Raw genomic sequence first — 17620 nt, forward strand, 5'->3', positions numbered from 1 at the left:
CATTAACCGTTAACTCTGCTGGTGAATGCAACCAATAGGGGCGGGTAATGATGACTGGCCTTCGGAAATATCTGGCACTGGGCGTCATGATGGCGTTCTTTGCCGTTTTGGCATTGGATATTGCGGTGCCGGCATTGGTGCTGTCTGTCATGGCGGCGATCAATTGGCTGGTGCTGAAGGCACCGGATGATCTTTTCGACCATCTCCTGCCGCGTCTATCCGTCTCGGTTAAGGGGAGGCTGGTATGAAATATCTGCTGATCTTCTGGGCTGGGCCAATCCTGCTTTTGGGAAGCTGGTATTATCTGTCGCTCAACGACATGAGCTTCGGCTTTTTCATGCTGACCCGCCAGACCCATGATCTGGTGTTTACCATCTATGGCAATGTTCTGGGCATCGCGCCAGAAAGCATTCCGCCGTTGGTCATGCGTGCCATCGTCGTCGATAGCACTGTGCTGTTCAGCCTAGTTGCTTTTCGTCGCCGTAAGCAGATTGCTGCTTGGTGGAAAGCGCGTCAGCTTCAGAGCGGAGATGCAAGGCCAGACAGCCTGTCCAGCGCCCCTTGAAGAATGAAGCTGGCCGCGGCCGAATCGATCCGTTCTGCACGCTTGGCCCGCGACACGTCCATTTCCAGCAGCGCCCGCGTTGCCGCGACCGTCGATAGCCGCTCATCCCAGTAGACGAAGGGAATGTCGGTCTTCTCGGCCATGGCCCGCACAAAGGCGCGGGTGGCCTGGACACGCGGCCCGGAAGAGCCATCCATGTTGATCGGCAGGCCAATGACGAAGGCGGCGACTTTTTCCTTGGCGGCAAAAGCCAGCAGAACCTCGGCATCTTTGGTAAACTTCGTCCGTTTGATCACCGTGCGCGGCGAGGCAAAGCGGCGTCCGAGATCGGACATGGCAAGGCCGATGGTCTTGGTGCCGAGATCAAGCCCCGCTATGGCCTGACCCGGTTGCAGGCTTTGCGCCAGTTCTTCGATGTCCAAGGTCGCCATAACTGTTTCTCAAAATGTGAATAGTGTGTTCATGCCAAACTGTGGGGATACGGGGATATCCTCGTGGTTTGGTCTTTTCTTGCGCTGCTTATGCCATATGTCTTGGCGGGCAAACCATTTTCATTCATCCATAGAGGATATTCCATGAAACTCACCTGGCTCGGCCATTCGGCCTTTCGTCTCGAAACCGCCAAGGCGACCATTCTGATCGACCCGTTCCTGACCCACAATGCCAGCTTTTCCGGGTTGGATATGAAGGATATGACCAAGGGCGTCACTCATATTCTGCTCACCCACGGTCATGGCGACCATGTGGGTGATACCGTGGCAATTGCCAAGGATACCGGCGCGACCGTGCTGGCCAATGCCGATCTCGCCGCCTGGCTTGGCGCCAAGGGTGTGTCCAAAATCGAAATGGGCAATACGGGCGGCACGATCGATCTCGGCGGCTTTACCGCGACCTTCACCAATGCGCTGCATTCCTCCGCACAGATCACCGAGGATGGCGTGTCGCATGCGCTGGGCAATGCCAATGGGTTGATGCTGCATTTCCAGGATGAAGCGTCGCTGCTGCATATGGGCGATACCGATATTTTCTCGGATATGGCGCTGATCAACGAATTGCACCAGCCCGATATCGGCATCGTACCGATTGGTGACCGTTTCACCATGGGCGGTGCGGTTGCAGCACTTGCCTGCCAGCGATTCTTCAACTTCAAGACCGCTATCCCCGCCCATTACGGCACCTTCCCGATCATCGACCAGACCCCGGAAAAATTCGTGGGCGGCATGGAAGGCTCGAAAACCGAGGTCAAGGCACCCAAGCCGGGCGAGACGCTGTCGCTTTGACATGATGCCCTGCTAAAAAACTCAGTCTTTACCCCTGGGTCAGTATTCCAGGGGTAAAAATCTGGGCCAGAGGTGAAAATTCGAGGGTCGTAAAAACCTGCCCGTTGCGCGGGCGCGGTTCGGCGATTATAGCGGGTCTGATAATCGATCTGGAGAATGCCGATGTCCGTTGATCTCACCACCGTCAAGCGTGTCGCCAAGCTTGCCCGTATTGCTCTGCCCGAAGACGAGGCTGAACGGGTGATGGGGGAGTTGAATGGTATTCTCGGTTTTGTCGAGCAATTGTCGGAAGTGAATGTTGATGGCGTCGAGCCGATGACCTCTGTCATGCCGATGGCGATGCGCAAGCGCAAGGACGCCGTTACCGATGGCGGCAAGGCTGATGATATCGTTGCCAATGCGCCGGAAACCGACCGCCATTTCTTCCTGGTGCCGAAGGTTGTTGAATAAGCCGTTTGGGTTTTCCACTGTGCCATCGACGCCCTCGACGCAGCCGCGCCAACTATAAAGTGACCGTATTCATGAGCGAACTCACCAGCCTCACCATTGCCGAAGCCCGCGAAAAACTGGTTTCCAAGGATATCACCGCCGTCGAGTTGACCGATGCCTATCTGGGCGCCATCGAAGCCGCCAATGGTGCGATCAATGCCTATGTGACGGTGACGCCAGAGATTGCCCGCGATATGGCCAAGGCCTCGGATGCGCGGCTGGCCAGCGGCAAGGCTGGCGCGCTGGAAGGCATTCCGCTCGGCGTGAAAGACCTGTACGCCACCCGCGACGTCCATACCCAGGCCTGCTCCAACATTCTCGACGGCTTCAAGCCGAAATACGAATCGACCGTTACCCAGAACCTCTGGAACGATGGCGCGGTGATGTTGGGCAAGCTGAACATGGACGAATTCGCCATGGGCTCGTCCAATGAAAATTCCCATTATGGCCCTGTGGTCAATCCGTGGCGCGCCACGGGATCTGAGGAAAAGCTGGTGCCGGGCGGCTCATCCGGCGGTTCGGCGGCTGCTGTCGCCGCGCGGCTTTGCGCTGGTGCCACCGCCTCCGATACGGGTGGCTCCATCCGCCAGCCAGCAGCTTTCACCGGCACCGTCGGGATCAAGCCAACCTATGGCCGTTGCTCACGCTGGGGCATGGTTGCCTATGCCTCGTCGCTTGATCAGGCCGGGCCAATTGCCCGCGACGTACGCGACGCCGCGATCCTGCTCAAATCCATGGCCAGCATCGACGAGAAGGACACGACCTCGGTCGATCTGCTCGCTCCAAACTATGAGGCTGCTATCGGCCAGTCGGTCAAGGGTATGAAAATCGGCATTCCCCGGGAATACCGCGTCGATGGCATGCCGGAAGAAATCGAGGCCCTCTGGCAGAAGGGCATGGCCTGGCTGAAGGAGGCCGGTGCCGAGATTGTCGAGATTTCCCTGCCGCATACCAAATACGCGCTGCCTGCCTATTATATCGTCGCCTCCGCCGAAGCCTCATCGAACCTCGCCCGCTACGACGGCGTGCGCTATGGCTTGCGCGTCGACGGCAAGGACATTGCAGATATGTATGAGAAGAGCCGTGCGGCAGGCTTCGGCAAGGAAGTGCAGCGCCGTATCCTGATGGGCACCTATGTGCTTTCGGCTGGCTACTACGATGCCTATTACCTGCGCGCCCAGAAGGTCCGCACGCTGATCAAGCGCGATTTTGAACAGGTGTTTGCCGATGGTGTCGATGCGATCCTGACGCCGATAACTCCATCCTCGGCCTTCGCCATCGGCGACAAGGATCTGGCCGCCGATCCGGTGAAGATGTATCTGAATGACATCTTCTCGGTGACGCTGAACATGGCGGGTCTGCCGGGCCTTTCGGTTCCCGCTGGTCTCGACGCCAAAGGCCTGCCGCTCGGCCTGCAACTGATTGGCAAGCCCTTCGAGGAAGAAACCCTTTTCAAGACCGCTCATGTCATCGAACAGGCCGCCGGAAAGTTCACGCCCGCTCAATGGTGGTAAGCTGTTGATCCTGAGGCCGATGGAGGAGGCTGACCGGCAGATGGTCGGCCACATCGGCTGGGACAGCTGGCGCTCCACGGGGCCGCTGGATCGCGCCATGACCGATCCGGCTGTCGCGCAAAAGGTCAAGGAGGCGTTTTTGCGCTTCCCCTTCGAGCCTGCGCTGGATGTGACGATCGCCGAGATCGAAGGGGCGATTGCCGGTTGGGGCGCGCGTGAGGCAGAGCGGGATGTGATTTCCGATATCTGGATTTCGCCGGACCATCATCGGCGTGGCATTGGCCGGTCCCTGGTGCTGCATTTTTGCGAGACGATGCGGCGCGAAGGCGTGAAGCAGGCCCGAATTTCCACCCACCAGAACAATTTTGCCGCCCAGGTCCTTTATAAAAGCTGCGGTTTTGAGACCGTCTGGCAAGGCATGGAACGCGACGCTGTCATGGAACTGGAAATTCCCAAGGTGCGGCTGCGGCGACGGCTTTATTAAACGCTCTCATCACCAAAGTGTTCATAAAACCTTAACGCCACTGGCGCTGTTGCATTCCCGGTGATCTACTGAATTGATCATTCAGGTGAGGAGCCGATGTCGACGATTCGCAGCGCGCATTCCGACGAAGCAGGGGTTTTGGCCGATATCGGCTTTCGCGCCTGGGAACAGGCAATGATTCCCGTCGGTGAAACGCTGACGATGGTCGACACCGCCCGAAACGCATTCACCAATTTTGCCCGCTCGAACCTGATCACCATGTCCGTGGTCGAACATGCAGGCCACCCTGTCGGCTGGGCGGCGCGCGAAAATCTGGATGACAAGATTTCCGATTTCTGGATCGATCCGGATTACCAGCGGCGTGGCTATAGCAAGGCGCTTCTTGCCTCCATCGAGGAGGATATCGTTCACTTGGGCTTTGAGGAAGCCCATCTGGAAACCCATGCCCGCAACCGTCAGGCCGTCGGCTTTTTCGAGCATCATGGCTATAGCGTCCACTGGCTTTCAGTGGTCTATAATCCGAAGTTGGACAGGGATGTGGAAACGGTCGGCATGTCGAAGCGTCTCGTTGAAAAACGCAGCTTTACCTATGGCCCCGGTGGCGGGTTCGAATAGGGGCGGGCGGCTTATGTCAGCTGGTTGGTCAGGCAACTGGCAGATATTGCGTAGGCTTTCAGCTTGCGCCCCATGAGATAGCCATCCTTTGGCGTCAGATCGGCAACGGGATCGACCACCGCGCCGTGGCAGGTGACATTGGCTCCGGTCACATAGAGTACGGTTTCCGTTCCGAGCGCCGAGGTCAGCGGAAATTCCTGTTCATAATAATTGCGCGGAAAACCACCGACGGTTCGGGCCTTGATGGCGAAGGGTTCGTCGCGCAGCGTGTGAAACAGGTCGGCGAGAATATCGCGGTTGTCAGCAACGATGGTCGCGGTGCCGGTCCTCGCAGCCGTCGTGGCAATCGCCCAGCTCAAATCGGTCCGTCCCAGATAGCGGGCCAGCACCGATTGGCCTTTTGGTGTTGTGACATCCTGGGGAAAGGCCGTCAGCAGCGGAAAGGCAATTGCGATGATGCCGTTGATTGCCAGCGAGATTTTCAGCGCCCGGGGCGAGGACTGGAGCAGATGCCAGACCGCCAACATGGTCCCTGCTGCGTAAGCGGTGGCTGCCCAATTGGCATAGGCGCGCGACATTAAGGCCTGGAAAACGATGGCGAGAATGATCGGCCAGGAGAGGATGAACAAATGTTTTTCGGTGGTGGAGGCACGGCCCCGCAGCAGCCGGTAAAACACGATCAGCAGCGCGGCAAACAACACCGGTCCAACCACGCCGAACTGACTGCCGAGAAACTCCGCCGCCTTGCCGATCTTGAAGTTCAGCCCGTGCCAATCGGCATTTTCCGAAGTGTGTTTCAGCGTGGCGCCGCCATGTGTGCTGTTCCACCAGATATTCGGAGCGATAACAACGACTGCCGCGAAGATGGCAAGCACCGTGTCTCTCAGGGCGATCCGGGCTTTGGGGAGGGCGATGGCGGCAATGATCGCAGTCGCGGCGAAATACAGCATCGCATATTTCGACAGAGTGCCGCAGCCGATGGCAATGCCCATCAGAACCGCATAGCCAGCCGAGCGGCGCTCGATCAGATGCGAATAGCACAATAACGTCAGCGCCAGGAAGGGAAACAGGATCGTGTCGGTCGACATGAACACCGAGGATAACGCCACACCCGGCAGGGTCGCATAGCTTAGTCCCGTCCACAGCCCGGCCTTTTCAGAGCCCGTCAGGCGGGCCGTTGCCGGGATTAGCAGCAGCGCTGTTGCCATATGGAACAGCGGGCTTGCCACACGGATCCAGAAAATATCCTGACTGCCACCGATCAATGTGAACAGATGGATCACCCAGGCGATCATCGGTGGTTTGGAATAATAGCCGAAGTCGAGATGGGTCGACCATAGCCAGTATTGCGCCTCATCCACAAACAGGTCTGTGCCGTCGAAATGCAGCATCACGATCCGGTAGAGCGTGATGGCAAGGATGAGGAAGACGCTGGTGGTCAGAGTAATGCGCATCGGGGCCGCCGGGTTATGATTTGGATTCGGAGGGCAGGTCGGTCTTGCGGCCCTGATGCAGCAGCATCAGGTTGCGGATGTAGACGATGATGCCAAGGCCCTGGCCAAGCATGATGATCGGCTCGCCACGGTGAATGCCGTAGGCCAACAGCATGATGCCGCCGATCACCGAAAACCACCAGAATGCGGCGGGAATGACCGAGCGCTTCTGCTTTTCCGAGACGAGCCACTGGATGATGAATCGCAGTGAAAACATCAACTGGGCAATCACCCCCAGCGCCAGCCAGATCAGGTCGTTGGTGTCATGGATTTTGAAATAGGCGAGAAGATCATTCATGGGATGACGGTCCGATATCCTGCGGGCGCACGGTCTTGCGGCGTTTGATCAACCAGCTGACGCCGATCAGGTCGTGAATGCCGACCAGGGCGCGCTGAAGATTGTTGTAATTGGAGGTTCCGGCATGGCGGTGCCGATGACCGACATCGACATGCGCCACTCGCCAGCCATAGGCGGAAAACAATGCCGGCAGATAGCGGTGCATGTGATTGAAAAACGGCAGGTCTAGAAAGGCATCGCGCCGAAAGGCTTTCAGCCCGCAGCCGGTGTCGCGGGTCTTGTCCTGCAAGATACTCTGGCGAATGCCATTGGCCAGCCGCGAGGCGATCTTCTTCGACAAAGTGTCCTGCCGCTTGGCCCGCTGTCCGGCGACCAGGCCCAGATCGGGAGCGGTGTTATCGCCCAAAAGCGGAGCGACGAGCCGGGGGATTTCCGAGGGCGGGTTCTGGCCGTCGCCATCCATGGTGCAGATGATCGGCGCACGCGCCGCGTTGACGCCCGAATGGATCGCGGCCGATTGACCGCCGGAGACGGGATGATGCAGCACGCGCACCCATGGCTTGAGGCTGGCTGCTTGCCTTAGCCGGGCAAGTGTGGCGTCCGTCGATCCGTCATCCACGAAAATCGCCTCGAAATTCTCGCCCTGACAGGCCGCTTCGATCTCGCCGATCAGCAGGTCGATATTATCCGCCTCATTCTTCATAGGGACGACAACGGCAAAGCGGGGCAATTGGGCGGTCATGTCTGGTTCCAAGGACTGTTCTCCGCCGCCCCCATAGCCTGTTTTCCAGGGCGCGTCATCCGCCTTGAAAGGCTGTTACGGCTGCTTTGCCCTGCATTTTGCGAGCAATTGCTAATTTTGCCACGTCATCCGCTTTTTTCAGTGGTGCCAGGCCATTCCTTGACCGGCGAGGTCACTGCGCCGTCTTGCGCCTTGCGCGCATTTGTTTTAACCGGGAAGGTGAAAATCACCTGTCGGAGCATTGCTGTTTTTTCCAGATCGCCGACCGCTCCGGCTTCTTTATGTTTGTGCAATTCCTCAGGCGAAATCTCTTTTGGTTTTGCCGGAATTGGTCTGAAAAGAGCATGTCATGACCCTTGTCGATACGCGCACCCCCGACCCGAAACGCCTGATTCCCGGCGCGACCGGCGATTGGGAAATCGTTATCGGCATGGAAGTTCATGCCCAGGTGTTGAGCCAGTCCAAGCTGTTTTCCGGAGCATCGACCACATTCGGCAATGCACCGAACGACAACGTCTCCTTGGTCGATGCGGCCATGCCCGGCATGTTGCCTGTTATCAACGAGGAATGCGTTCGCCAGGCGGTGCGCACCGGTCTCGGCCTGAAGGCGAAAATCAACAAGCGCTCGATTTTCGACCGCAAGAACTATTTCTATCCCGATCTGCCGCAGGGCTACCAGATCTCGCAGTTCAAGGACCCGATTGTCGGCGAAGGCAAGATCATTATTTCGCTCGGCCCGGACCGTCAGGGAAATTTCGAGGATATCGAAATCGGCATCGAACGGCTGCATCTGGAACAGGATGCCGGCAAGTCGATGCATGACCAGCATCCGACCATGTCCTATGTCGATCTGAACCGCTCCGGCGTGGCGCTGATGGAAATCGTCTCCAAGCCGGACATGCGCTCGTCCGACGAAGCCAAGGCCTATATGACCAAGCTTCGCTCCATCGTGCGCTATCTCGGCACCTGCGACGGCAATATGGACGAAGGCTCGATGCGCGCCGACGTCAACGTCTCGGTGCGCAAGCCGGGCGGCGAATTCGGCACGCGCTGCGAAATCAAGAACGTCAATTCCATTCGCTTCATCGGCCAGGCCATCGAATATGAAGCCCGTCGTCAAATCGCTATTCTGGAAGATGGCGGCTCGATTGATCAGGAAACCCGGCTGTTTGATCCGGGCAAGGGCGAGACCCGTTCGATGCGCTCCAAGGAAGACGCGCATGATTATCGCTATTTCCCCGATCCTGACCTGCTGCCGCTGGAATTTGACGATGCCTTTGTGCAGGCCCTGAAGAAGGACCTACCGGAATTGCCCGACGACAAGAAGGCGCGGTTTGTCGCCTCTCTGGGTCTTTCCGTCTACGATGCCTCGGTTCTGGTGTCTGAAAAGGCGATCGCCGATTATTACGAAGCCGTGGCTGCGGGCCGGGACGGCAAGATCGCTGCCAACTGGGTGATCAACGACTTGCTGGGCGCCTTGAACAAAGCGGGCAAAGGCATTGAAGAGACTCCGGTTTCGCCTGCCCAGCTCGGCGGTATCATCGACCTGATCAAGGCCGAGACCATTTCCGGCAAGATCGCCAAGGACCTGTTTGAAATCGTCTTCAACGAAGGCGGCGATCCCGCCGATATCGTTGAGAGCCGGGGCATGAAACAGGTGACTGACACCGGCGCCATCGAAAAGGCTGTGGACGAGATCATCGCCGCCAATCCCGATCAGGTCGCCAAGGTGCTGGCCAAGCCAACGCTGGCCGGCTGGTTTGTCGGTCAGGTGATGAAGGCGACTGGCGGCAAGGCCAACCCACAGGCAGTGCAGGCGCTGGTCAAGGCCAAACTGGGCCTGGAGGAGTAACGTCCGATGTTCTTCATCCGCACCGCCAATGACCGGGATCTGGAAAAGGTGCGGGTGCTGCTGGGGGAAACCTGGCATGCCACCTATGACGCCCTCTATGGCGTGGCCAAGGTGCAGAAGATTATTGATACCTGGCATTCGGCTGCCGCGCTGAAAGCGAGGCTGGCCAAAAAGGGCGGCGAATTTCTGGTGGCTGATGATGGCAAGCGCCTCGGCGGCATGGGTTTTGCTGCCATGGCTGATAATATGGCCAAGACCGCCATTCTGCATCAGCTTTACGTCCATCCCAGCTTTCACCGTCAGGGCATTGGCACCGACATTCTGGCCGAACTGGAAACCTGCTTCCCGGACGCCGAGATCCTGCGGCTGGACGTGGAGCCCAAAAATACCGGTGCCGTCACTTTTTACACCACCCACGGCTTCGTGGAGGTCGATCGCACCCAAAATTGCGGGGCAGCGGGCAGCGGCATCGAAGGCTTGGTCATGGAAAAGCCGCTGGTCAATGTTTTATCCGGGCCATTCTAGGGCATATATAACCATCAGCCCGAAACCTTCAGGATCATCATGCCTCCCTTGACCATTCGCCCGGCGCAAGAAACGGATATTGTCGCGGTGGTGGCGTTGTTTGCCGCCGACGATCTCGGCGGACATGGCGATACCACGGTCCCCGATGCCCTTCCGGACTATCTTGCTGCTTTTCAACGCATTGCCGCATCGAGCAATGAGATCCTGTATGTGGCGGAGCGTGATGGCGCGGTGGTTGGCACCTTCCAGACCATGGTCACCACGACATTGACCGGGCGCGGTTCGTCTTCGATGATTGTCGAGGCGGTGCAGACACGGGCCGATTGCCGGGGGCAGGGGATCGGGGCACAAATGATTGAGTTTTGCCTTGAACAGGCACGAGAGCAGGGCTTGCGGCAGGTGCAGTTGACGTCGAACGCGATGCGGCTTGACGCGCATCGGTTTTATGAACGGCTGGGCTTCAAGAAGAGCCATTTCGGCTTCAAGTTCAAGCTGAAATGAACAGGGCTTTGACCCGACTCTCTGGACAAGAGCCCGTCAAGGCGTCATAAGCAAATCATCATTGAAAGCCGCCGGACCGTGGCGGAGCCGAGGAAAAGACATGAAGCAGCTTTTGTTGCAGATTTTCACCTGGTGGAGTGGCCAGACCGTCGGAACCCGTTTCTTCACCTGGCGTGAAGGCAAGCGTGTTGGCGAAGACGAGGCCGGTAATGTCTATTATGAAGGCGGCATGAGCAGCTTTGGCCTGCAACGCCGCTGGGTGATTTATAACGGCTATGCTGACGCCTCCGCCATTCCGCCCGGCTGGCATGGCTGGATGCATCACCGTACCGATGTGCCGCCCACCAAGGACAATTACGTGCCACGGGAATGGGAAAAGCCGCATGAGGCAAACCTGACCGGCACCGCCAAAGCCTATCGTCCACAGGGCTCGATTGCTGCGACCGGTGCCCGTCCGCGCGTCACCGGTGACTACGACGCCTGGACGCCGGGCAACTAATAGAGACTTTGTGAGCGCATGACGGGGTTAACACGTTATGCGCTCTTCCGGTTTTGGCCACAAATTTCCGGTACATGGGTTTGTCAGCGCTTTGCTGCTGACATTTGTTTTTGCGCAGTGGGCAGACGTGTCTGCAATTCGGATCACCGGTCCGGTAGTCGGCGCATTTGAAAATTGGCCCATCTGAGCGACGACGGCCGGAAACGACAGGAATACGATCTGTGAAACAGACGAAAAGGGTGTTGAGAGCGGTTCTGGCCGCAACGAGCCTCACGGCAGCGTTCTCGATGACGGCCACTGCTCCAGCCGATGCCGCCCGCATTTCCAACGCCGTCGCGGTCTTTTCAGGATTGGACAAGATCACCGGGCGGATTACTGAATTCGACGTCTATATCAATGAGACAGTCCAGTTTGGCGCCTTGCAGGTGACGCCCAAGGCCTGTTATTCCCGCGATGAAACCGAGGCCCAGCATGTCGACGCCTTCGTGCAGGTCGAGGAAATCACCCTGGATCGCCGCATTCGCCAGATCTTTTCAGGCTGGATGTTTGCCGATAGCCCTGCGCTGAACGCCATCGAACACCCGATCTACGATGTCTGGCTGAAGGATTGCAAGGAGACCTCCGATGTGCCGAAACCAGTAAAATAAGCCCAGAGCGGAATGTTGAAAAACAGACTATTCCGGACTGGTTTCTTCCGGCAATAGAAACGGCACATTCGCCATGGTTACGGCCTCTTCCAGCATCTTTGCGTACTCGTCTTTCGGCACATCTATCGCACCGAAGGTTTTCAGATGCTCGGTGGTGAACTGGGTATCGAGCAGCACGAAGCCTTGCGCCCGTAACCTTTCCACCAAATGCACAAGACAGATTTTCGATGCATTGGAACGGCGGGAAAACATGCTTTCGCCGAAGAAGGCCGCCCCCAGGGACACGCCGTAAAGGCCACCAACCAGTTCATCGCCCTCGAAGGCTTCGACGCTATGGGCGTGGCCCATCTGAAACAGGGCTGTGTATAGACCGCGGATTGTCTGGTTGATCCAGGTGCTGGGCCTGTCTGGCGCGGGCTCGGCGCATTTGTCCAGAACCGCGGCAAAAGCCGTATCGAAGCGGATATCAAACGGCTTTTGCCGGATAATTTTGGCCAGGCTTTTGGAATAGTGAAAACTGTCGAGGGGGATGATGCCCCGTAGGTCCGGCTCGACCCAGAACAGCTCTGGGTCGTCGCTGGATTCGGCCATGGGAAACAGGCCGATGGAATAGGCGCGCAACAGGATGTCGGGTGTGATGCTTCTATCCTTGCTGCTGCGCCGACCCATTCTCTGTCCTTATTTCGCGGACGTCTTGGCCAGATAATGCTCCAGCCAATGGATGTCGTAATCGCCCTTGGCAATATCCGGATTGTTGATCAGATCCTGGAACAATGGCAGGGTCGTCTTAATCCCGTCAATGACGAATTCATCGAGAACCCGCCGCAGGCGCATCATGCATTCTTCGCGGGTGCGACCATGCACGATCAGTTTGCCAATCAGGCTATCATAGTAGGGCGGGATCTTGTAGCCAGCATACGCGCCGGAATCCACCCGCACCCCAAGTCCTCCAGGAGCGTGGAAATGGGTGATCGTGCCTGGAGATGGCGTGAAGGTGCGAGGGTCCTCGGCATTGATGCGGCATTCGATGGCATGGCCACGGAATTCCACTTCTTCCTGCGTCACGGAAAGGCCTGCGCCCGAAGCAACACGGATCTGTTCATAGACCAGATCGATGCCGGTAATGGCTTCCGTCACCGGATGCTCCACCTGCAAACGGGTGTTCATTTCGATGAAATAGAACTCGCCGTTTTCATAGAGGAACTCGATCGTGCCAGCGCCGCGATATTTCAGCTTTTTCATGGCGTCGGCGCAGATCTGGCCGATCTTCATCCGCTGTTCCTGGGTCAGGGCAGGGGAATTGGCCTCTTCCCAGACCTTCTGGTGGCGGCGCTGAAGCGAGCAATCGCGTTCGCCCAGGTGAATGGCATTGCCTTCACCATCGCCAAATACCTGGATTTCGATATGCCGGGGCGTACCGAGATATTTTTCCATATAAACGGCGTCGTTACCGAAAGCAGCTGCGGCTTCCGAACGGGCCGTGGAAACGGCTTCTTCCAGCTCTGCTTCGGTGTTTGCGACTTTCATGCCGCGTCCGCCGCCACCGGCCGTCGCCTTGATCAGCACGGGAAAGCCGATTTCCCGGGCGATTTCCAGGGCAGTTTCCGGCTTTACTTCGCCAGCAGAACCCGGAACCACGGGAATGCCGAGCGATTTTGCGGTTTCCTTGGCGGTGATCTTATCGCCCATCAGCCGGATATGATCGGCGGTCGGTCCGATGAAGGTAATGCCATGGGCATCGAGAATATCGGCGAATTTGGAGTTTTCCGAGAGGAAGCCGTAGCCGGGATGGACGGCATCCGCCCCGGTGATTTCGCAGGCGGCAACGATCTGGTGAATGTTCAGATAGCTGTCACGCGAAGGCGGGGGGCCGATGCAGACGCTTTCGTCGGCAAGGCGCACATGCATGGCGTCGGCATCCGCTGTGGAATGCACGGCAACGGAGGCAATGCCAAGCTCCTTGCAGGCGCGCAGCACGCGAAGGGCGATTTCGCCGCGATTGGCGATGAGTATTTTTGAGATGACTGGCATCGGCTTACTCGATGATGACCATGGCTTCGCCGTATTCGACCGGGCTTGCATCGTCGATGAGGATTTCGACGACCTTGCCGGAACGAGGCGAAGGGATCTGGTTCATTGTCTTCATGGCTTCGATGATCAGCAGCGTCTGGCCTTCCTTGACCGTCGCGCCGACTTCGATGAAGGGCTTGGAACCGGGGGCGGGCGACATATAGACCGTGCCGACCATGGGCGCCGTGACGGCTTTGGACAGATCGCGGGCAGCAGGAGCCGCGACCGCGACCGGAGCAGGTGCTGCGGCAGGTGCCGGGGCACCATAAGGCGCGCCATACTGCATCTGCGGCATTGCCATCATCTGCGGAGCCACCATTTGCGGCGCAGCGCGGGAAACGCGAATTCTCAGCGCATCCTGTTCCACTTCGATCTCGCTCAGATCGGTCTCGTTCAAGATATTCGCCAGCTCGCGGATAAGCGCCTGATCGATGCCGGTTTTCTTCTCTGCCATGGAGGTTGTCCCTGAATTTCTTGTTCTATCGTGTGAGGTTATCAAGCGCTTGCAGCGCCAGGAGGTAGGAATGCGGCCCGAAACCGCAAATAACTCCCTTGGCGGCGGGCGCTATCATCGAGGTATGGCGGAATTCTTCCCGCGCGTGGACATTCGAAATATGAACTTCAACGACCGGAACAGCAATCGCCCGCATGGCGTCATGCAGTGCGATCGATGTATGCGTGTAGGCACCGGCATTGAGCGCGACACCGACAGCTTTATCGCCCGCTTCATGCAGCCAATCGACCAGATCGCCCTCATGATTGCTCTGGCGGCAGTCGACAAGAATGCCGAGCTGCTCACCGAACCGAATGCAATCCGCCTCAATGTCGGCCAGTGTCTTACCGCCGTAAATCCCTGGCTCCCGCTTGCCTAGCGCATTCAGATTGGGGCCGTTCAGCACGAAAATTGTTCTGCTCATTGCTGTTCCGTCGCGTTTTCGACCGCCTCCTATAAACCGGCATCCGTTGAAGGAAAAGCCCTTTGCGCTTTTCTCCCTATGGCTTCACTGTAAAATCAGCTGGATATCGAGACTATCTGGTGGATTCAGCAGGTTGATTTGCCGCAGGTGCGAACATTCGTCAGCTTCTCCTGGAGAGCATCTGCACCGATGGCACCGGAAACCAGTTCGTTGCCGATCACATAGGCGGGTGTGCCGTTGATGCCCAGGGCCTGGGCCAGTTGATAGACCTTTTTGACCGATGTGTCATTGGGGCTATCAGTCATTTCCTTACGAAGGGCTGCTTCCGAAACTCCCAGCGTCACACCGGCGTCAATGGCGCTTGCCTCCGTGGCGCGGCCTTCACTGCCCAGCAGGGCGTGGTGGAAGTCGCTGTATTTTTCCGGAGCCAGCTTGCGAAAAGCGTCTGCAACCCGGTGTGCGGCCATCGAATCCGGCCCAAGAATCGGGAATTCCTTCAGCACGAACCGTACATTCTTGTCGGTCTTCAGAATGGTATCCATGTCCGCCAGCGCATGGCGGCAATAGCCGCAATTATAGTCAAAGAACTCGACAATGGTCACGTCACCCTTTGGATTGCCAAGGACGATATCATCCTTCGAATTGAAGATCTCCGCCTTGTTGCGCTCAATACCGCTGGAGGCTTGGCTAGCGCGGACCGCTTCCTGCTTCTTTTGCAGGGCATCCTGCACGTCCAGCATGATTTCCGGATGGGCGATCAGATATTCCTTGATGAAGTCGCCGATTTCTTGCTTCTGCTTGTCATCCAGCGCGTAGGCTGGTGCGCCGAGGCCGGTCGAGGCAATGAGCGTTGCCAAAACGGCGCTGCGAAAAAATCGTGTCTTCATGTCAATCCTCGTCTCTGGCCATTGTCTTCGGCCATCATTTTTGGCCTGCGTTTTCGGCGGCATGCATGTCCGCCTTGCCGGTCTTGGGGCTTTGTGCCAGCCGCAGCGCTGGCGGTCTAGTCTATCCGGTTATTTTCCTGCTCAATCCGACTCGAATTGGACGTGTGACCGTAGCTCATTCCCCGACCGGGAAAAGCGGGAAAACGCATTCCGGCACGGCTCTTACCATTGTGATAGGGTGCGCAATGCGGCAAATGTCGGGCGCATGTCCGTCTAAGCCTCCTAATAGAATAGAAAGAGATCCATCTTGGTTATGCTTTCCACCCGCAGTGCTGTCGAACCGTTCCACGCCATGGATATTCTGGCCGAGGCCAACCGGTTGAAGGCCGCTGGCCATCCGGTAATTTCGCTGGCGGTTGGCCAGCCTGGCGCACCAGCGCCCGAGCGAGCGATCCGGGCGGCGGAAGTGGCCTTGCGGGCGGGCCAGATCGGCTATACCGACGCCCTCGGCCGCGCCGACCTGCGTCAGGGGCTAGCCGATTATTACCACCGTCGCCACGGCACGGAGGTCGCGGCGGAACGGATCATGGTGACGACCGGCTCGTCGGCGGGTTTCAACCTGGCGTTCCTGGCGCTGTTTGAGGCAGGCGACGCGGTGGCCATCGCCCGTCCCGGCTATCCGGCCTATCGCAACATCCTGAAGGCGCTGGGATTGGTGGTGATTGAAGTGCCTGTTGGCCCTGAGACCGATTATACTCTGACGCCCGATAGCCTGGAGCGTGCGGCAAGGGCGGTGGGTGTGCGGCTAAAAGGCGTGCTTTTGGCAAGCCCTGCCAATCCCACTGGTACGGTCACAGGCCGGGCTGCGTTACAGCGTCTGGCGCTGTGGTGCGACGACAACGGCGTCAGCTTCATCTCTGACGAGATCTATCACGGTTTGACCTATGGCGTTGAGGAGGCAAGTGCTGTGGAATTTGCGCCTGACGCCGTCGTCATCAATTCCTTCTCCAAATATTATCGGATGACCGGTTGGCGGATCGGCTGGATGGTCCTGCCCCCCGCATTGGTGCGTGGCGTGGAATGCGTCGCCCAGAGCCTGTATATCTCTGCACCCGAATTATCGCAGATCGCCGCCATGGCTGCGCTGGAGGCAGGCGACGAACTGGAAGAGTATCGAGCCGGTTGCCGCGCCAATCGCGACTTCCTCCAGGCTCGACTGCCGGCGCTGGGCATGCCGCTGCTGTCTCCCATGGATGGCGCTTTCTATGCCTATGTCGATGTCAGCCGCTTCACCAATGACAGCATGGAATTTGCCCGAAGACTGCTGGCGCAGACCCATGTGGCGGCAACGCCTGGCCTGGATTTCGATCCGCTGGAAGGTCACCGGGCCTTGCGGATTTCCTATGCCGGAACACTGGCAGACCTGACCGATGCCACCGACCGCATCGCCAACTGGCTTGCGTGATTTTTCCAAGATTTCAATGGCTTGAGATCGATCTCAGACTCAATGTCGCAAGCTCTTGAATCAATCTGTGAAAGGGTTGATTCTGTTTGTCAGGATCGTTCAAGACGCAGCAGGGGATGTCAAATGCAGGATGAGCCAATGGTGTCGCGTGTGCCTGTTCTTGAAACGGAAAGGCTGCGGTTGCGCGGTCATCGCCTGGAGGATTTCGAGGCATCGGCCAGGATGTGGTCGGACGAGAGAGTGGTGCGCTATATCAGCGGGAAGCCATCGAGCCGATCCGACAGCTGGTCGCGGCTGCTGCGCTATATCGGCCATTGGCAGGCGCTGTCCTTCGGCTATTGGGTTGTCGAAGACCGGACCAGCGGCGCCTTTCTCGGCGAAGTCGGCTTTGCCAATTACAAGCGCGATATCACCCCGCCCTTGGACGAGGTGCCGGAAATTGGCTGGGTGCTGATTGCGGACGCCCATGGCCGGGGCATTGCCACCGAAGCCGTCGCCGCCGCGCTTGGCTGGGGTGACCGGAATTTTGCCCATGGAGAAACAGTCTGCCTTTTCGACCCACAGCACCAGGCGTCGATCCGGGTTGCGAAGAAAAGCGGTTATATTCGTAAGGGTGAGGTGACCTATATGGGCAGACCGACGCTGGTCATGCAGCGTATAAAGCCATTATCTGAGACCGCGCCGGACTTCGGCTGATCACACTGTTTCACAGACCATAGGACTGATGAACGCTTGCCATTAAACGAAAACGGCCACGCTGGAGCGTGGCCGTTTTTG

At 58.0% G+C, this 17620-nt stretch carries 24 protein-coding genes; 14 read left to right on the forward strand and 10 right to left on the reverse strand.

Features of this window, described 5'->3' with window-relative positions; all coding sequences use genetic code 11:
* The first annotated feature begins 47 nt into the window (after window positions 1–47).
* A complete protein-coding gene (locus ASB66_RS11690) occupies window positions 48–248 on the forward strand; it encodes a hypothetical protein (protein WP_060715738.1) in 201 nt (66 codons plus the stop codon).
* Window positions 245–565, forward strand: a complete 321-nt coding sequence (locus ASB66_RS11695; RefSeq protein WP_060715737.1) for a DUF6105 family protein — start codon at window positions 245–247, stop codon at window positions 563–565. The genes ASB66_RS11690 and ASB66_RS11695 overlap by 4 nt, the downstream gene beginning before the upstream one ends.
* Here the strand turns inward: ASB66_RS11695 and ruvX are convergent.
* On the reverse strand, window positions 520–996 hold the full coding sequence (gene ruvX, locus ASB66_RS11700) for a Holliday junction resolvase RuvX (RefSeq protein WP_060715736.1): 477 nt from the start codon (window positions 994–996) through the stop codon (window positions 520–522). The genes ASB66_RS11695 and ruvX overlap by 46 nt on opposite strands.
* Window positions 997–1140: 144 nt before the next feature.
* On the opposite strand from ruvX, the gene ASB66_RS11705 reads away from it, so the two are divergent.
* From ASB66_RS11705 to ASB66_RS11725, 5 genes are all read left to right on the forward strand, one after another.
* Window positions 1141–1845 carry a metal-dependent hydrolase gene (locus ASB66_RS11705; RefSeq protein WP_060715735.1) on the forward strand — a complete coding sequence of 235 codons (705 nt, stop codon included), beginning with the start codon at window positions 1141–1143 and terminating at the stop codon, window positions 1843–1845.
* A 162-nt stretch (window positions 1846–2007) separates the two neighbouring features.
* Entirely contained in the window at window positions 2008–2295 is a 288-nt protein-coding gene (gene gatC / locus ASB66_RS11710) for an Asp-tRNA(Asn)/Glu-tRNA(Gln) amidotransferase subunit GatC (RefSeq protein WP_060715734.1), read from the forward strand.
* A 71-nt stretch (window positions 2296–2366) separates the two neighbouring features.
* Window positions 2367–3848 (forward strand): Asp-tRNA(Asn)/Glu-tRNA(Gln) amidotransferase subunit GatA, encoded by a 1482-nt coding sequence (gatA, locus tag ASB66_RS11715; protein WP_060715733.1) that lies wholly within the window; start codon window positions 2367–2369, stop codon window positions 3846–3848.
* On the forward strand, window positions 3799–4332 hold the full coding sequence (locus ASB66_RS11720) for a GNAT family N-acetyltransferase (RefSeq protein ID WP_081088846.1): 534 nt from the start codon (window positions 3799–3801) through the stop codon (window positions 4330–4332). The genes gatA and ASB66_RS11720 overlap by 50 nt, the downstream gene beginning before the upstream one ends.
* 96 nt (window positions 4333–4428) lie before the next feature.
* A complete protein-coding gene (locus ASB66_RS11725; protein WP_060715731.1) occupies window positions 4429–4947 on the forward strand; it encodes a GNAT family N-acetyltransferase in 519 nt (172 codons plus the stop codon).
* Window positions 4948–4958: 11 nt separating this feature from the next.
* Here ASB66_RS11725 and ASB66_RS11730 read toward each other — a convergent pair whose 3' ends face one another.
* The 4 genes from ASB66_RS11730 to ASB66_RS26230 all read right to left on the reverse strand — a co-directional run bounded on the left by ASB66_RS11730 (window position 4959) and on the right by ASB66_RS26230 (window position 7773).
* Window positions 4959–6401, reverse strand: a complete 1443-nt coding sequence (locus ASB66_RS11730; RefSeq protein WP_060715730.1) for an ArnT family glycosyltransferase — start codon at window positions 6399–6401, stop codon at window positions 4959–4961.
* A gap of 13 nt (window positions 6402–6414) precedes the next feature.
* Window positions 6415–6738 carry a lipid-A-disaccharide synthase N-terminal domain-containing protein gene (locus ASB66_RS11735; protein ID WP_060715729.1) on the reverse strand — a complete coding sequence of 108 codons (324 nt, stop codon included), beginning with the start codon at window positions 6736–6738 and terminating at the stop codon, window positions 6415–6417.
* Window positions 6731–7480, reverse strand: a complete 750-nt coding sequence (locus ASB66_RS11740; RefSeq protein WP_081088845.1) for a glycosyltransferase family 2 protein — start codon at window positions 7478–7480, stop codon at window positions 6731–6733. The genes ASB66_RS11735 and ASB66_RS11740 overlap by 8 nt, the downstream gene beginning before the upstream one ends.
* A 125-nt stretch (window positions 7481–7605) precedes the next feature.
* Entirely contained in the window at window positions 7606–7773 is a 168-nt protein-coding gene (locus ASB66_RS26230) for a hypothetical protein (RefSeq protein WP_156545040.1), read from the reverse strand.
* 56 nt (window positions 7774–7829) lie between these two features.
* On the opposite strand from ASB66_RS26230, the gene gatB reads away from it, so the two are divergent.
* From gatB to ASB66_RS11765, 5 genes are all read left to right on the forward strand, one after another.
* Entirely contained in the window at window positions 7830–9332 is a 1503-nt protein-coding gene (gene gatB, locus ASB66_RS11745; protein ID WP_015915700.1) for an Asp-tRNA(Asn)/Glu-tRNA(Gln) amidotransferase subunit GatB, read from the forward strand.
* A gap of 6 nt (window positions 9333–9338) precedes the next feature.
* On the forward strand, window positions 9339–9857 hold the full coding sequence (locus ASB66_RS11750) for a GNAT family N-acetyltransferase (protein WP_060715728.1): 519 nt from the start codon (window positions 9339–9341) through the stop codon (window positions 9855–9857).
* A 39-nt stretch (window positions 9858–9896) separates the two neighbouring features.
* Window positions 9897–10358 (forward strand): GNAT family N-acetyltransferase, encoded by a 462-nt coding sequence (locus tag ASB66_RS11755; protein WP_060715727.1) that lies wholly within the window; start codon window positions 9897–9899, stop codon window positions 10356–10358.
* 100 nt (window positions 10359–10458) lie between these two features.
* Window positions 10459–10857 carry an NADH:ubiquinone oxidoreductase subunit NDUFA12 gene (locus ASB66_RS11760; RefSeq protein WP_015915703.1) on the forward strand — a complete coding sequence of 133 codons (399 nt, stop codon included), beginning with the start codon at window positions 10459–10461 and terminating at the stop codon, window positions 10855–10857.
* Window positions 10858–11144: 287 nt separating this feature from the next.
* A complete protein-coding gene (locus ASB66_RS11765) occupies window positions 11145–11504 on the forward strand; it encodes a DUF2155 domain-containing protein (RefSeq protein ID WP_081088844.1) in 360 nt (119 codons plus the stop codon).
* Between the two features lie 27 nt (window positions 11505–11531).
* Here the strand turns inward: ASB66_RS11765 and aat are convergent, their stop codons facing one another.
* From aat to ASB66_RS11790, 5 genes are all read right to left on the reverse strand, one after another.
* Complete coding sequence (gene aat / locus ASB66_RS11770) at window positions 11532–12173, reverse strand: leucyl/phenylalanyl-tRNA--protein transferase (RefSeq protein WP_060715726.1); 642 nt, start codon at window positions 12171–12173, stop codon at window positions 11532–11534.
* 9 nt (window positions 12174–12182) lie between these two features.
* Complete coding sequence (gene accC / locus ASB66_RS11775; RefSeq protein ID WP_060715725.1) at window positions 12183–13535, reverse strand: acetyl-CoA carboxylase biotin carboxylase subunit; 1353 nt, start codon at window positions 13533–13535, stop codon at window positions 12183–12185.
* A 4-nt stretch (window positions 13536–13539) separates the two neighbouring features.
* Complete coding sequence (gene accB, locus ASB66_RS11780; RefSeq protein ID WP_060715724.1) at window positions 13540–14028, reverse strand: acetyl-CoA carboxylase biotin carboxyl carrier protein; 489 nt, start codon at window positions 14026–14028, stop codon at window positions 13540–13542.
* Between the two features lie 25 nt (window positions 14029–14053).
* The gene (gene aroQ / locus ASB66_RS11785; protein WP_060715723.1) at window positions 14054–14491 is read right to left on the reverse strand and encodes a type II 3-dehydroquinate dehydratase; all 438 of its coding nucleotides are present in this window, start codon (window positions 14489–14491) and stop codon (window positions 14054–14056) included.
* A 125-nt stretch (window positions 14492–14616) separates the two neighbouring features.
* Window positions 14617–15378, reverse strand: a complete 762-nt coding sequence (locus tag ASB66_RS11790) for a DsbA family protein (RefSeq protein WP_060716011.1) — start codon at window positions 15376–15378, stop codon at window positions 14617–14619.
* 307 nt (window positions 15379–15685) lie between these two features.
* Here ASB66_RS11790 and ASB66_RS11795 point away from each other — a divergent pair, with 307 nt between their 5' ends.
* Entirely contained in the window at window positions 15686–16843 is a 1158-nt protein-coding gene (locus tag ASB66_RS11795; protein WP_114386552.1) for a pyridoxal phosphate-dependent aminotransferase, read from the forward strand.
* 123 nt (window positions 16844–16966) lie between these two features.
* Window positions 16967–17539: a GNAT family N-acetyltransferase gene (locus ASB66_RS11800; RefSeq protein WP_081088843.1), complete on the forward strand. Its 573-nt coding sequence runs from the start codon at window positions 16967–16969 to the stop codon at window positions 17537–17539.
* Window positions 17540–17620: the final 81 nt, after the last annotated feature.

This window comes from Gillisella vitis, from assembly GCF_001541345.2.
GTDB classification, from domain to species: Bacteria; Pseudomonadota; Alphaproteobacteria; order Rhizobiales; family Rhizobiaceae; genus Allorhizobium; species Allorhizobium vitis.